Source organism: Bacteroides luti (genome assembly GCF_900128905.1).
Taxonomy (GTDB): Bacteria; Bacteroidota; Bacteroidia; order Bacteroidales; family Bacteroidaceae; genus Bacteroides; species Bacteroides luti.
Genome location: NZ_FQTV01000002.1, coordinates 213,398 through 228,969, shown reverse-complemented (window position 1 = coordinate 228,969; position 15,572 = coordinate 213,398). Strand labels below are relative to the sequence as shown.

General features: G+C 35.2%; 13 protein-coding genes and 1 pseudogene. 12 read left to right on the top strand and 2 right to left on the bottom strand.

Features of this window, described 5'->3' with window-relative positions; translation table 11 throughout:
- The first annotated feature begins 162 nt into the window (after positions 1–162).
- From BUC21_RS02710 to BUC21_RS02700, 3 genes are all read left to right on the top strand, one after another.
- Positions 163–2,328, top strand: a complete 2,166-nt coding sequence (locus tag BUC21_RS02710; protein ID WP_073398985.1) for a S46 family peptidase — start codon at positions 163–165, stop codon at positions 2,326–2,328.
- A gap of 9 nt (positions 2,329–2,337) precedes the next feature.
- On the top strand, positions 2,338–4,500 hold the full coding sequence (locus BUC21_RS02705) for a S46 family peptidase (protein WP_073398984.1): 2,163 nt from the start codon (positions 2,338–2,340) through the stop codon (positions 4,498–4,500).
- A 382-nt stretch (positions 4,501–4,882) separates the two neighbouring features.
- Positions 4,883–5,611: a hypothetical protein gene (locus BUC21_RS02700; RefSeq protein WP_073398983.1), complete on the top strand. Its 729-nt coding sequence runs from the start codon at positions 4,883–4,885 to the stop codon at positions 5,609–5,611.
- A 73-nt stretch (positions 5,612–5,684) separates the two neighbouring features.
- On the opposite strand, the gene BUC21_RS02695 is transcribed toward BUC21_RS02700, so the two are convergent.
- Positions 5,685–6,245: a hypothetical protein gene (locus tag BUC21_RS02695; RefSeq protein WP_073398982.1), complete on the bottom strand. Its 561-nt coding sequence runs from the start codon at positions 6,243–6,245 to the stop codon at positions 5,685–5,687.
- A 423-nt stretch (positions 6,246–6,668) separates the two neighbouring features.
- Between BUC21_RS02695 and coaD the strand changes: the two genes are divergently transcribed.
- The 9 genes and pseudogenes from coaD (at position 6,669) to BUC21_RS02650 (ending at position 14,228) form a co-directional block, all read left to right on the top strand.
- Complete coding sequence (gene coaD / locus BUC21_RS16750) at positions 6,669–6,986, top strand: pantetheine-phosphate adenylyltransferase (RefSeq protein WP_073398981.1); 318 nt, start codon at positions 6,669–6,671, stop codon at positions 6,984–6,986.
- Positions 6,941–7,078 (top strand): annotated as a pseudogene (locus BUC21_RS16275) (S46 family peptidase); the annotation flags it as partial. The gene coaD and the pseudogene BUC21_RS16275, both read left to right, overlap by 46 nt.
- 213 nt (positions 7,079–7,291) lie before the next feature.
- Positions 7,292–8,461 carry an ATP-binding protein gene (locus BUC21_RS02680; protein WP_073398980.1) on the top strand — a complete coding sequence of 390 codons (1,170 nt, stop codon included), beginning with the start codon at positions 7,292–7,294 and terminating at the stop codon, positions 8,459–8,461.
- A gap of 90 nt (positions 8,462–8,551) precedes the next feature.
- Positions 8,552–9,190 carry a type IV toxin-antitoxin system AbiEi family antitoxin domain-containing protein gene (locus tag BUC21_RS02675; RefSeq protein ID WP_073398979.1) on the top strand — a complete coding sequence of 213 codons (639 nt, stop codon included), beginning with the start codon at positions 8,552–8,554 and terminating at the stop codon, positions 9,188–9,190.
- Positions 9,177–10,007: a nucleotidyl transferase AbiEii/AbiGii toxin family protein gene (locus BUC21_RS02670; RefSeq protein WP_073398978.1), complete on the top strand. Its 831-nt coding sequence runs from the start codon at positions 9,177–9,179 to the stop codon at positions 10,005–10,007. Before BUC21_RS02675 ends, BUC21_RS02670 begins: the two co-directional genes overlap by 14 nt.
- Positions 10,008–10,207: 200 nt before the next feature.
- Complete coding sequence (locus tag BUC21_RS02665) at positions 10,208–10,762, top strand: DUF4357 domain-containing protein (RefSeq protein WP_073398977.1); 555 nt, start codon at positions 10,208–10,210, stop codon at positions 10,760–10,762.
- Positions 10,763–11,008: 246 nt separating this feature from the next.
- Positions 11,009–12,064: a YbjQ family protein gene (locus tag BUC21_RS02660; RefSeq protein WP_073398976.1), complete on the top strand. Its 1,056-nt coding sequence runs from the start codon at positions 11,009–11,011 to the stop codon at positions 12,062–12,064.
- 676 nt (positions 12,065–12,740) lie between these two features.
- Positions 12,741–13,343 (top strand): HU family DNA-binding protein, encoded by a 603-nt coding sequence (locus BUC21_RS02655; RefSeq protein WP_073398975.1) that lies wholly within the window; start codon positions 12,741–12,743, stop codon positions 13,341–13,343.
- Positions 13,344–13,493: 150 nt separating this feature from the next.
- Positions 13,494–14,228, top strand: coding sequence for a hypothetical protein (locus BUC21_RS02650; RefSeq protein ID WP_073398974.1), 735 nt, complete (start codon positions 13,494–13,496; stop codon positions 14,226–14,228).
- Positions 14,229–14,353: 125 nt separating this feature from the next.
- Here the strand turns inward: BUC21_RS02650 and BUC21_RS02645 are convergent, their stop codons facing one another.
- Positions 14,354–15,478, bottom strand: a complete 1,125-nt coding sequence (locus tag BUC21_RS02645; RefSeq protein ID WP_073398973.1) for a helix-turn-helix domain-containing protein — start codon at positions 15,476–15,478, stop codon at positions 14,354–14,356.
- Positions 15,479–15,572 lie beyond the last annotated feature (94 nt).

The following is a 15,572-nucleotide window of genomic DNA, read 5'->3' as shown; positions in this document are numbered from 1 at the left end:
TTCTATAGATCCATTAAGCAAGCAATTTATAACCGTAATCCCAAAAAGCATAAAGAATTATAAAATATTCATTATATTGAAGATGTTATAAAAATGTTTGAAGAATGAATAAACATTTAATTATATCTTTGTATTTCAATATAAATACTAAATATAAATTGCATGAATAAACTAAAAAGTTCATTGTTCGTACTATTAGTACTTACATTTGTATCTGCAAAAGCCGACGAAGGCATGTGGTTACTTCAGTTAATGAAGGAACAGCATTCTATTGAAATGATGAAAAAGCAAGGCTTATTGCTTGAGGCCGACGACGTGTACAATCCAAATGGCATTTCACTTAAAGATGCTGTAGGTATTTTTGGTGGTGGATGTACCGGAGAGATTATTTCCTCTGAAGGATTGATTCTTACTAATCACCATTGTGGTTATGGCGCTATCCAACAACACAGTTCGGTGGAACATGACTATCTGACTAACGGTTTCTGGGCTAAAAATCGTAAAGAAGAAATTCCAACTCCAGGACTAGCTTTCACATTCATAGAAAGAATTGAAAACATTACAGATATAGTTAATGCTCAGGTTAAGGAAGGAAAAATCTCAGAAATATATTCCTATACAACTCCTTATCTGACAAAATTAGCAGATGAGCTATTAGCTAAGAGCGATTTGAAAGGCAAACCTGGTATCAGTGCTCAGGCTCTTCCATTTTATGCAGGGAATAAGTTCTACTTATTATATAAGAAAAAATACAGCGATGTACGTATGGTTGCTGCACCTCCTTCATCCATTGGTAAATTTGGTGGAGAGACAGACAACTGGATGTGGCCTCGCCATACCGGAGATTTCTCTATGTTCCGTATTTATGCTGATGCCAACGGTGAACCTGCTGAATACAGCGAAAAAAATGTTCCTTTAAAATGTAAAAAGCACTTAAGCATTTCTTTAAAAGGAATTGAAGAGGGAGATTATGCCATGATTATGGGTTTCCCAGGAAGTACTTCACGTTACCTTACTGCTTCTGAGGTAAAAGAACGTATGGAAGCTCTGAATGCTCCAAGAATCCGTGTGAGGGAAGCTCGCCAGAATGTTTTAAGAGCAGAAATGGCTAAAAGCGACAAAGTTCGTATCCAGTACGCAAGCAAATTTGCCAGTTCAAGTAATTACTGGAAAAACTCTATCGGAATGAATAAAGCTATTGTTGATAATAAAGTTATTGAAACAAAATTAGCTCAGGAAAAAAGATTCCAGGAATTTGCAAAAACAAAAGGCAATCAGGATTACATGAATGTAGTTAAAGAGATTGATGATGCGGTTGCTAAAACATCTGCTATCAATTATCAATGGACTTGCTTCAGAGAAGTATTCATTGGAGGAATCGAATTCGGTACTCCATATTTATTGTGCGACAAACTAAAAGATGCATTAAAAAATAAGGATAAAGCAAAAGCTGATTCTGTTATTACAGATATGAAGAAAGTATTTGCTGAAATCCATAACAAAGATTACGACCATGAAGTAGACAGAAAAGTAGCAAAAGCTCTTCTTCCATTATATGCAGAAATGGTTCCTGCCGAACAACGTCCATCAATCTATTCTGTAATTGAGAAAGAGTTCAAAGGTGACTATAATAAATTTATTGATGCTTGTTATGACAATTCTATTTTTGCCAACCAAACAAACTTCGACAATTTTGTTAAGAGCCCATCTATTAAAGCTTTAGACAAAGACTTAATGACAAAGTTCGTGCGTTCTAAATACGAAATGAATAGTAAATTAAGCGACGAGCGCAACACAGTAACTGAACCACTTACATTGCTACACAAGACTTATGTACGTGGATTGGGCGAAATGAAAGAACCTACCCCATCCTACCCTGATGCTAACTTTACCATTCGTCTAACTTATGGAAATGTAAAATCATACAATCCAAAAGATGGAGTACACTATAACTACTTCACTACCATGAAAGGTATCATGGAGAAAGAAGATCCAAACAATTCAGAGTTTGTAGTTCCTGCAAAGCTTAAAGAATTGTATAACAATAAAGACTTCGGACGTTATGCTTTAAAGAATGGTGAAATGCCAGTTTGTTTCCTTTCTACAAACGACATCACCGGAGGTAATTCCGGAAGTCCGGTTATCAACGGCAAAGGTCAGTTAATTGGTGCAGCATTTGATGGCAACTGGGAATCATTAAGCGGAGATATCAACTTCGACAATGATCTTCAAAGATGCATCTGCGTAGACATCCGTTACATTCTGTTTATTGTAGATAAACTAGGTAACAGCAAACATTTGATTGACGAAATGACTATTGTAGAATAAAATAGATATATGAAGAAAATTTTATTAGCAGCTACAGCATTTGTGTACTTCATGGGCAGTTATGCTCATGAAGGCATGTGGATGCTTCCCGATTTGAAAGAACAAAATGCCGTAGCAATGTATGAGCTGGGGCTACAAGTTCCTATTGATTCCATTTATAGCCCCAACGGCATTAGTATAAAAGACGCAGTTGTTCACTTTGGTGGAGGATGTACTGGTGAAATCATTTCATCCGAAGGCCTTATCTTAACAAACCATCACTGCGGATATAGTTATATACAGCAACACAGCTCTGTGAAACATGATTATCTTACTGATGGATTCTGGGCTATGAGTCGTGAACAGGAACTTCCCTGCAAAGATCTGACTGTAACATTCATTGATCAGATTCTGGATGTAACTTCTTACGTACAAGATCGTCTGAAGAAAGATGAAGACCCTGAAGGGTTGAACTATCTTTCACCTAAATACCTGAAAACCGTAGCCGATAAGTTTGCAAAAGAAAACAAAGTTGAGCTTACTCCTGCTACCGTTCTTGAACTAAAAGCTTTTTACGGAGGAAACAAGTATTACCTCTTTATAAAGACTGTTTATAAAGACATTCGTATGGTTGGTGCTCCTCCTTCTTCCATTGGTAAATTTGGTGCCGATACCGATAACTGGATGTGGCCTCGTCAAACCGGAGATTTCTCTATGTTCCGTATTTATGCAGACAAAAATGGAAAATCTGCCGAATACTCTAAAGATAACGTACCATTGAAGGTTAAGAAGTACTTTAAGCTTAACATCAGTGGCGTGAAAGAGAAAGACTATGTTATGACTATGGGATTTCCGGGAAGTAACTGGCGCTACATGATTTCCGACGAAGTGGAAGAACGCATGCAGACAACCAACTTTGCACGAGACACTATACGTGGTGTTCGTCAGACAGTAATGATGGAAGAAATGCAAAAAGATCCTGCCGTACGTATACAGTATGCCAGCAAATATGCTTCTTCTGCCAACTACTGGAAAAATGCCATCGGCATGAACGAAGGACTTGTTCGCCTAAAGGTACTCGATACAAAGAAAGCGCAGCAAGAAAAGCTTCTTGCATTCGGCAAATCTCACAATGATGATTCTTACCAGAAAGCCTTCGATCTGATTCGTAAAATTGTAGCTCAACGCAGAGATGCCATGTATCACCAGCAAATTCTTACCGAAGCATTGTCACGAGGTACCGAATTTGCAAAAGTGCCTTCTACCTCAGCACTTCTTAATGCACTGAAGAGTAAGGATAAAGAGAAGATCAATACAGAAAAAGAAGCTTTGATAAAAGCTGCTGATAAATATTTCGATAAGGATTATAATCCGGCAGTAGACAGAAAAGTATCAAAAGAGATGCTTAAGGTATACGCTGCATTAATTCCTGAAGGAAAAAGAATCTCTATTTTCAGCATCATAAAAGATCGCTTTAAAGGAAACACTTCTGCATTCGTAGATGCTTGTTTCGACAATTCTATCTTTGGATCTAAAGAGAACTTCAACAAGTTCATCGAAAAGCCAAGTATCTATAAAATAGAGAAAGACTGGATGGTACTTTATGGCATTTCGGTAGTTAATGGTCTGGAACAGACTGCATCGGAAATGAAGGAAATAAATAAGGCTTATGATGCAGCTCACAAAACATGGGTAAAAGGAATGATGGATATGAAGAAATCTGAAGGACAAGCCGTTTATCCAGATGCAAATTCAACTTTGCGCCTCACTTATGGACAAGTGCTGCCTTACGAACCTGCAGATGGTGCTGTATACAATTACTATACAACACTGAAAGGTGTGATGCAGAAAGAAGATCCTAATAACTTCGAGTTTGTTGTTCCGGCTAAGTTGAAAGAGTTATATAACAATAAAGACTTCGGACGCTATGCAATGAAGAATGGCGAAATGCCAGTCTGCTTTATTGTAAATACAGACAATACCGGAGGAAATTCCGGCAGTCCGGTGTTTAATGGTAAAGGCGAGCTCATTGGTACAGCATTCGACCGTAACTATGAAGGACTGACAGGCGACATTGCTTTCCGCCCTTCATCACAGCGTGCAGCAGTTGTTGATATCCGATACACTCTATTCATCATCGATAAGTTTGCCGGAGCTTCACACTTAATTAAGGAAATGACGATTAATGAATAGTTTTTTGCTTTATTAGCTTAGCATTGAGCTATCTGGCAAAAAAACCAACAATATAAAAGGGGAAGAGTTGATCTTCTCCTTTTTTGTTTTTATGGAGGTTCTGTTCTGATTTAAAACCTATATTGCTAACCGGACTATATATAGCTATTATTTCGCCGAAGCATTGAAGAAAAAATAATGGCACAATAAACGCATTTTTTGCTATTTATCCACATGATATTGCATGATATGCTCGTATTGCTGAAATCGTGTTTGCTCCGTTAGGAATATTGGCTTATCTTTACTTGCTTGAATTCTTTGAATAATTAGATTTTATGCTGGTTTATTATAGATGTATTACAAGATTAGTAAATTATTAACTAACTAAAGAATAGGAGACATCATGAACGTTAATGCGATAGGAGTTCAAAATTCAGTTAAGGCAACAAGCTTCGGAAGAAAAGAATGTTGCAGCGAATGCGGCCAAGAAGCTGCAAAAACATCAACGGTTACAATTCCAAAGGCAGTTTATGCGGCGCTTTTGGCAGCTGCAGTCGGCGGACCTTTAATGACCAGCTGTTCCCCTTCTGACGAGCCGGATGTTCCACCTATTGTTATACCGGTTGATACGGTTAAGCAAGCTCCTCAACAAAAACAAGTTGTATCAATGCTTACTAAATTGGGAATTATCCCAGTTACTTTGAATACAAAATCAACACCTGCGGTTAAGGGTGACTTGGTTGAGTTTTCGTTCAATGATGATGCCAAATATTCATCAACATCCGTAAAATATGACGCAGAAAATTCAACTGCGACAAAAACCCGCTACAAAGGAACTCAAACAATAGGTGATGGTTCTGCAATAAATATTTTGTATGACGTAACGTCTTCAGGTGAAAGTTTGATTCTTGAAAAATCAAGGCTCAAAAGCGATGGCTCTATAGTTAGAGATAAAACGTACAAGCTTACCGCCAATTCAGACAAAACAGTAGACCAAAAATTGGTTAAAGATGATGGTTCTGAAGAGCTTTACTGTACATACAAAGCTTCTTCAAATTCTTCTATAACGCGTATTTTGCCAGGCTTGGGGGAATCAAAATTGACGAATGTTTTAGCGGTGTTAAAAGACTAATTATTAAACATTAACAAAAAAAGACTCTGGAATAAAACCAGAGTCTTTTTTGTTGAAGCTTTTATTCAGTTGGTTACTTTGTTTTTGGAAACAGACTATTATATACGTAATCGAGTGATTTAAACAGGGAACCTTCTTCAATATTATTAAAGTTCATGTTTGGGTTACTCCAATCAAATTGATTGTCCCCGACCTTTGTTAGTCCCTCGGTCGGCATTATTGCCATTGCTGAAGTCAAGTTGTGCGCTTTTAAAAAGCCATAAAAAGTGCCTTCAGCCATCACTCCATTTTTTTGCATTCCCAATGAATATATGGTCAACCATTTTGCCAAATCTTGCATTTGCGCTTGCGTCAAAGGTCTTGGGTTATTCAAAATGGCATCAAGTTTGCCTTTTGCCAATTTAATATAGTCGTCAACAGTAGTAACCCCTTCGGAACCCGCCGCTGTCACGGTTTCTGTGGATTGAGTGTATTTGCCGGTTTCGACCTTGTAATCGGGTGATTTGCTGTCGAATGCGGTTAATTTGTCCCTTTTGAATATATTGTTAATCCCGCTCATTCCGCTGACTCCAGCGATGTTATCGCTGAAAAGCCCCAAAATAAGTATTAAAACTGCGACCCCGAAGACAATCATCAGAGAAAATTCGATTGAGACGCCGCCTTTTTTGCGTGAATTATTTTTTTAATCTTGTCCATATAAAGCCCCTCGATGTTAGTTGATTATTCATTTTAACCGTTTTTTCAGGACAAATCAATCTTTGTTACGATTTGTAATGAAAAGTACCCACTGTCGGGGGATGGTGAAGCCACTCATCTTTCTTTAGAGACTAATGCACAAGCCCATTTTCTTGCAAAAATGCTCTTGTGCAAAGTCTCTGACATCTAGTGTCAAACAGGCGGAAAAGTGTGATTTCCCGCCTGTTCTCACCTTTGAAACGTCGCCCCCTACAAAGTCTCAAAATTATAAATTTTGGACTTGTGTAGCGGTCTCCTTTTTTATTTCTTTTTGTATTATAATTATAAACAGGTTTAATATCTAAAATCACAAGGAAATAAAATGAAAATTGCTATATACCCCGGGAGTTTTGATCCGATAACAAAAGGCCATTTAGACGTGCTGAAAACAGGCGCGGGAATTTTTGACAAGGTAATCATTGCTGTATCCAAAAATAGCGCAAAGCAAGGGTTTTTGACAGTAGAAGAGCGTGTGGACCTTATAAAAGCCTGCGTATCCGACATCGAAAACGTAGAAGTGGATGCCTTTGAAGGTTTGACGGTACAATACGCAAAAGAAAAAGGCGCAAAGAAATGCTTAAGGTATACACTGCCTTCGAACCTGCCGATGGTGCTGTATACAATTACTATACAACACTGAAAGGTGTGATGCAGAAAGAAGATCCAAATAACTTCGAGTTTGTTGTTCCGACTAAACTGAAAGAATTATATAACCACAAGGACTTCGGACGCTAAAAAAGCCAACAATATTAAAGGGGAAGAGTTAATCTTCTCCTTTTTTGTTTTTATAGAGATTTTATTCTGATTTAAAACCTATATTATTATATAACAGCTAATTATTTTTATACTATTTAGTCCAATTGCACTATGATAGTGCAATTATTGTTGTTTTTTGCACTATCATAGTGCAATTATTTATATATTTGTTCTCTAAATTTATAAGACATGGATAAACTATTCGAACACTTCCACAAGTTATTGCGAGAACTGAACACAGATTTCCATCGCTATATCTATTCAAGAATCAACTGGAATAGCAGAATGATTGGGCTAACCGGACCAAGAGGTGTTGGTAAAACAACCCTTGTGCTGCAACATATCAAAAAAGATCTGAATCCTGACCAATCTTTGTATGTTACTGCAGAAGATTTTTATTTTGCAGATAGTAAGCTAACTGATTTAGCAGACCTGCTTACAAAAAGGGGGATTAAATATCTATTCATTGACGAAATTCATAAATATAAGGATTGGTCAAAAGAACTGAAACTTATTTATGACTATCACCCCGAACTAAAGATTGTTTTTACCGGCTCATCCGTGTTGGATATAAATAAAGGTGCATCTGATTTAAGCCGTCGGGCTGTAATGTACCAGATGCAAGGATTATCTTTTCGAGAATACCTGCAACTATTTCATGGCATTACAGCAGATGTATATACCTTACAGGATATTTTAACTCACAAAGTAAAAATACCTGGTGTTGACCATCCACTCCCTCTCTTCGAAGACTATTTGAAAAAAGGTTATTATCCGTTTGCAAAAGAAGATGAATTTGACTTGCGTATTCAGCAAATCATCAATCAAACATTGGAATCGGATATTCCTCAATACGCGGATATGAATGTATCTACAGGGCGGAAACTAAAACAATTGCTTGCAATCATTTCTAAGAGTGTACCTTTTAAACCAAATATAAGCAGTATTGCCACAATGCTTGGAGCAAGTCGCAATAGTATTGCTGATTATTGCCTTTACATTGAAGAAGCCGGACTTATAGCACAGCTACGTGACAGCACCGGAGGTATCCGAGGATTAGGAAAAGTTGATAAGATTTATTTAGATAATACAAACCTGATTTATAATCTGGCCCAAGACACACCCAATATTGGTAATATAAGAGAAACTTTTTTCTTTAATCAGACCAAGGTAAACTACGATGTAATAACATCTCCCATATCCGATTTTCTGATAGATAATATAACTTTTGAAATTGGGGGCAAAAACAAAGGGCAGAAGCAGATTCAAGGAATAGAAAATAGTTTTGTAGTAAAGGATGATATTGAGTTTGGCTATACTAATGTTATTCCGCTTTGGCAGTTTGGTATGAGTTACTAAGATTATAGCAATTTTTGCACAGATAATCGACAAAAAGTCTATTATATATGCAGAAATTACTATATTTACAGCCTATAAAACAAAGTTCGTATGGATATTCTAAAGCAATTTGGCATCATACCGATAGACTTCAGTACACTGATCTCTACTTTGGGAGATTACAAATCACCCAAGGATAAGGTTATGCGTATGGAAGAAGCCGGATATCTGGTAAGGTTAAAGAGAGGAATGTTTGTAGTAACACCTAAAGTACATGGGCAACCTTTATCTACTGAACTAATTGCAAACCATCTTTATGGCCCATCTTATGTATCTTTTGAAAGCGCCTTGTCCTTTTATAAAATAATCCCCGAGAGAGTTTACACTGTAAAATCAGCATCTTTAAAGCGAAGTAAAAACTTTGCTACCCCACTAGGCCATTTTGATTATATACAGATAAACCCCAGTTATTATTCTATTGGATTGCGACAAGAGATTTATGAAAACAAATATGCGTTTGTTATAGCCACACCCGAAAAAGCATTGTGCGATATGATTATTTCCACAAAGGGAATAAGAATACAATCCGTTAAAGCAATGCAGATCTTTTTGGAAGAAGATTTAAGAGTTGATTTATCTGCCCTGGAAAATGCAAATCTAGAGATCATCAAAGCATGTGCAACTATCAGCAACAAAAGGAAACCCGAATTAATGCTATTATATAACCTATTAAGCAATGAATCTATTTGATCAAATGATGTCTCGTTACGAGATACAAACCAATAACGACTATACCAATGCACTACACGAAGTAATGCAACAGGTTACACTTGCAGGATTACATCGAGGCGGATTCTTTGATAAAGCAGCATTTTATGGTGGCACTTGTTTACGTATCTTTCACGGAGTTCAACGGTTTTCAGAAGATATGGACTTCTCATTATTGCAATCAGATGAAAGTTTTATGCTTGAAAACTACTTTGAATCTATCATTAATGAATTCAAAGCTTTGGGGCGAAATGTGGTAATCAATAGAAAGATAAAGAAAAATGAAAGCAATGTTGAATCGGCTTTTCTAAAGGACGATACCGCTATATACAATTTACAGTTTACAACAGAACATGCTATAAAGATTAAAATAGAGGTAGATATAAATCCCCCGTTGGGTTTCTCAACTGAGTCCAAACTGTTACTTCTACCCTATTCATTTATGACTCGTTGCTACACATTGCCCAATCTGTATGCGGGCAAGATGCACGCACTTCTTTTCCGTAACTGGAAAAACCGGGTAAAGGGACGTGACTGGTATGACTTTGAATGGTATGTCCGTAACAATGTTACACTGGACTTCAAACATCTCTGCGAACGAACAGATCAATTTGGTTCACTAAAGGAGGGTGAATTGACGCAAGACAATTTTAAATCATTACTCAATGAAAAGATTGCCCATACTAACATTGAAATGGTAAAGGCTGATGTGAAACCTTTTATAAAGAATCCTCAAGAAATGGATATCTGGTCTGCAGACTATTTTATGCAATTAGTGAATATGATTCGGTTTGAGTAAAGTTACCAAGAAAACTTATTAAAGAATCAGCAAATAGGCCAGACCTAGACAACACTTGAGTATACATCTTATTTGGAAGAACTGACAATATAGAAGAAAAAGATCTTGCCTATATTGGTGAAGCTGAAGGTATAAGAAATAGATTGGAAAACCATCTCGCACAAAAAGATTTCTGGAACGAAGCTATTACTTTTATAAGCATGGATAATAATCTTAATAAAGCTCATGTAAAATACTTAGAAAGCAGATTATATGAAATAGCAAAAGACACTGATAGATATAATTTAACCAATTCAAATTCACCAACGAAATCTAGTATATCTGAATCAGACCAATCAGAAATGGAGGAATTTATTGAGAATATTAAGCTTCTGGTAAATTCTTTAGGTTTTAAAATATTTGAACCACTAAGAAAAGCTAGTATCAATAAAGAAGAAGAAGAAAAGAATACATTTTATATAAAAGCAGCAAGAGGTGCAAATGCTACCGGACAAAGTACTTCTGACGGTTTTGTTGTGTTCAAAGATTCTGCTATTGCAGACTCTACTACAAACTCATTTCCTCAAAATTGGGAAAAGTTAAGAAGTACTTTGATTAAAAATAAGATCATAGAGCAGAACGTATTTACTAAAGATTACCTATTTAGTAGCCCCTCTTCTGCAGCAGCAATTGTTATGGGTAGAAGCGCTAACGGATTGACTGAATGGAAAACGGAAGATGGAAGGATCTTAAAATCTATTGAATCAAACAACTAACTTTACAAAATAAATAATGTAACAAATATCAAGTATCCAGTTATCCAATAAATGTGGATAACTGCCAACAAATCAATAAAGGATTAGAAAACACACTTTAGAAGTAACAGAAAAACAGTCCTTATGATTTACTATTAAAATAAAACATATATATTTGTTAACAAAGAAGATTACCGTCAAATTTATTAAAACTTTGCTCATAAACAAAGAATGGTTTGTATTAATTGAAATCTTAAAAACTAATATATGAACAGAAATATTTTAATAACTACTACTAACACAGTAGAAAATGCTAACATTAAAGAATATATGGGTATAATATCTACCAATGTAGTACTTGGTACGAATTTTTTTTCTGACTTTGCAGCATCATTTACTGATTTTTTTGGAGGATTCTCTAACACATATCAAAACAAACTTCAAATAATATATAAAGAAGCAATTGATGAATTATCTAAAAAGGCTGTAAGTCTTGGAGCAAATTGCATAATAGGATTAAACATTGACTTTGATGAAATATCAGGTAAGAGTAAATCAATGTTTATGATTTCTGCAATTGGTACAGCAGCCCAAATTGATATAGCTGAGACTGATGCAACAAACATAAAATCTATAGGGCAAATATCTGCTGATGCACTAAATAAAGAATATCTTAAAAAAATACTTACCAGTAATATAACTAAAGGTGCATTCCCATCTGAAGAAGAATGGAATTTATTAGCAGTATATGATGTTCCGGAAATTTCAGAGAAACTATTTGATTTATTTCTTTTAACAGGTAAAAAATCAGCCGAGATGATGACAGAAGAAGAAAAATCACTTTTTAAAAACTTCCCGCAATACTATATCAGACTAAATAAAAAACTCCAAATAGATCTTGCATATAGTAAGTTAAACGGAACAAATGATAGAGCTGTTGCTGACCTTATCATTCGGAATAAGTTATTTGATGCAAAGGGTATTATTGATATTATCAGAAATTATAAAATTAATATCGCTATTAATTTACTAGAATCTGATAAAGATTATTATACAGATAAGGATATAGTCTTGATGCAGGATTTAGTTGATGCTATTACTAATATTCCTGATAAAGGCAAAATTGAAATTGTGAAAGGGTTATTTTCAAAGAGAGAAGAAAAATATTTATGCCCAAATGGACACAAAAATGATGCAGATACCAAATTCTGTTATGAATGTGGGTTAAATATTAAAGGATTAACCAAAAAGCAACTAACTTGCATAAATAAATTCTCTGTAAAAATTGAAGCCTTACAAGAATTGCTAGGATTAAAAAAGTAGAAAATCATATTTAAGGTTTTGGAGAATGAGATATGATGTAAGAAGAATTTCATTATCAAAAGCATCAGTATTACTTAATGCTCCAATTCAAGAATTGAAATTGTCACTAAGCTTAGTATAATGGAGAATATTGCATATTGCCGGTAAAAAACTAGCTGAGCTAAGTAGCATAAACAACAGATTACCTTCGAGAGAAATTGAAGCTAGGTTGAATTTATGGTTAGGTAAATCAAAATAACCTAGAAAAAAAACATTTTCGCAAAATCATCTCCCACATCTACCACCAAAACAAACAAAAAGCCTTACAGTAAGCACTTTCAACTAGTGGCAGATACAAAATCATCTGCTACTAAATCTCGTTTATCTACCACTAAACAGTTACATCTGCTATTGTATTCTACATTCTTACATGTATCAGTATCAAATATTGTCTTTACAACTTCTTTCAGGAAATATAATTCATCTAAAGCAATGAATCATAAGCAACTATAGACACATTTGCATAAATGAAATAGTTTTACTATATTTGTAAAAGAATATAAGTAAGCCCTCGACAGAGTGCCTATGAGTTCATGAATAAAGACCCATAAGTTCTCGACCGAGGGCTTATCGGTTCTCGGCCGAAGGCTTACTTAGTTCTGAAGTAAAAATCTAATAATTAACTAAATAAAATACTATGGCAGCAACCTATGATTTAAGAGAGAACCCAAACCCTAAGAAAGACGGAAAGAAACAACCATTATACGCACGCATCGTATCGAAAGGAACAATTACTTCGCGCGAATTGCTAGAGGATATCTCTTCGGGAACAACTTTTACTGTAGCCGATCTTGAGGGCGCAATTAGTGCGCTGGCTGAGAAAATGGCAACTCATCTGAAGAATGGATATAATGTGGAACTTGGAAATATTGGCTATTTTTCGGCCAAACTAAAAGCTCGCCCGGTAATGGAGAAGGATGAAATACGCGCGGCTTCTGTTGAATTTGATAATGTAAACTTTCGCGCTTCTGCCTGGCTTAAGAAAAATACGCGTGGAGATTTGGAACGTTCTAGCAGAGGGTTCCAAACATCGGCAAAGCTTAGTGAAGAAGAACGAAGAAGTTTGCTTGATAAATATCTGGATGAGAATACTTACATCACCCGGACAGACTACACAAAACTTACAGGGCTATTAAAGAATAATGCAATGAAGGATTTAAAAGAGTTTGTAAACCAGGGAATCCTCATTTCAAGTGGTCACAGAAATCAGATGATTTTTCTACGGGCTCAGAAGAAATAAGCGGGACGAAGAATAGTGAAATACTCTATCAATAATCTTTTCCATTCTTTATTAGTTCTTTGGAATGTGCAAAAAATGCACATTTCAAATTCAGATAAACTATTGAAAACCATAACTTAATTTAATATACAGAAACAGCCACATTATATTATGCTTACACATACCATGACATACAAACAAATGCAAGAAGAGTTTTTTTATGACATGAACAATCTTCTTTTACCACATTTAATAAAAGTGTATGATAAAAGAGCTAAAAGAGCAATACTAAAAACGACTAAATTTCCTATTATCTTCAATCCTGTCTATTATACTAGTAAACGACAAAATCGTTGGATAATTATGTATTATGCTATTGATAAAAAACTTGCGCATGATGCATCCTGTGTTATTCTGCTTACCGTAAATACGCCCGAAGGAGTATATGTTTATAGAAAAGATATGGGATCATTCGATATGCTGATAACAGTCTATCCGCCACACTTCTTTTCCCGTTATCGTTCTCGTCAGCTAAAAGACAATTCATTAACAACAGAAGAAGTGATTATCCAATTTTTCAAGAATAATTTCGATGGTATAATTGCACGTAGAGACAATATAGCAGAATCTGCTTTAAGAGAAGGATATGCATTAGGAGAAGTTTTAAGCAGGGAATACAATCTAACTATGATGAAAACCTTTATTACCAGTAAAATGCTTAGGGAAGATCAGAGTCTTGGAATAATATGGCAAAATATGGATCAAGACGAAATAAACTTCCTTAAAAGAAGTGGAAACAAAAAATTAATAGAAAAAGTAAACGACAATATACAAAGAGCAAGAATTCAATTAGAAATAAAGGCTATGACACCTACGCTACAACAAGAAGACATTAAAAAACCGTAAATCAAGTAGCAGATGCCAAACATTAGTGGAAGATAAAATGTATAAAAATTTATCTTTCACCAACATATTTAATTAAAAGCCAACCCATTAACATATATTTAGTAGCAAGTGGGAGATGATTTTTTTTAATCTTCAGTTCCCATTTTCATAAAATATTCTGTAGGCGTCATACCTGTTATTTGGCGGAAATTACGCAAAGCAGTAGCACGTGAGCGGAAACCTGCATCGTAAAAAGCCTGCTGAAAATTACCTGAACAATTAGATGTTACACAATATACAAAATCGTCGAAGCGCAATTTGTTTATATATGTAGTGTAATTCCCGTATTCACTTTTCTGGATAGCCAGTGAAAGAGAGGTTCGGTTAGTATTCATTATTGATGAAAGGTTGTTTAAAGTAAGTTCCGGATCTCGCCATGCCGCATTTTTCTTCATATATTCATCCAGCCTACAAAAAAGTTCGGAATTGTTATTTTCTAGTTCATCATAAGGAGTATCAACTTCGCTCGAATTATATGGTGCTTCCTCGAAAACTTTACTTGGCATTTCAGGAAAAGGACTTTCAGACATCGGATTTCGGATAAAGCGGGTTGATAATTCTCTATAAGCTATTAGCAAACTGCATCCTACGCTGATATAATAATATAATGTGCTGGAAATTAAACTCCTATCCCATAATATCCATAAAAAGGCAATCGTGTTTATTGAAAAAATAATCATGTATATCCACTTCCACCTATTGTCTACATTACAATATTTTTTAGTGTAAGGCACAAAAAAAATGAAGAATACAGGACACAGTATCAATAAGCATAATATAAACCGAAACCACACATTAAATTCCGTTATATAGGGGAGCATTTCTTGCAATGAGCTATAATTAGTATACTTAACTCCACTCCACAATGTAATTAGCCATATTACATATAGCGCTACAACAGGAGTATATAGCAAAACAATATTCTTAAAATTTAGCCAGCCGGGTGAAACAACTTCTATGGGATAGATTATATAAGATGTGATCATAAATAAGGCTATTAAAAGCACTGGAACAGATACCACTAACATTGGAACCATTCCATGAGTAGCATCCCAATAACGAGGAATGTAATTCAATACTGAAAAAAAGATAATAACTGATAAAAAGATTCGTGAACGCTCACCCTCATCCCGTCTTGCAAAAAGATAAATAGCTGTTAAGAAGCAAACAATTATTGCAGCAAAAATTGTATCTGAATAAAAATCCCACATAAATAGTTTAAGTCCCTTATTTTATGATTTTAGTTTGTGTTCTTTATATTTAAACTTAGAACAAAGATAAAAAAATAAAAATAGGATTTATAAA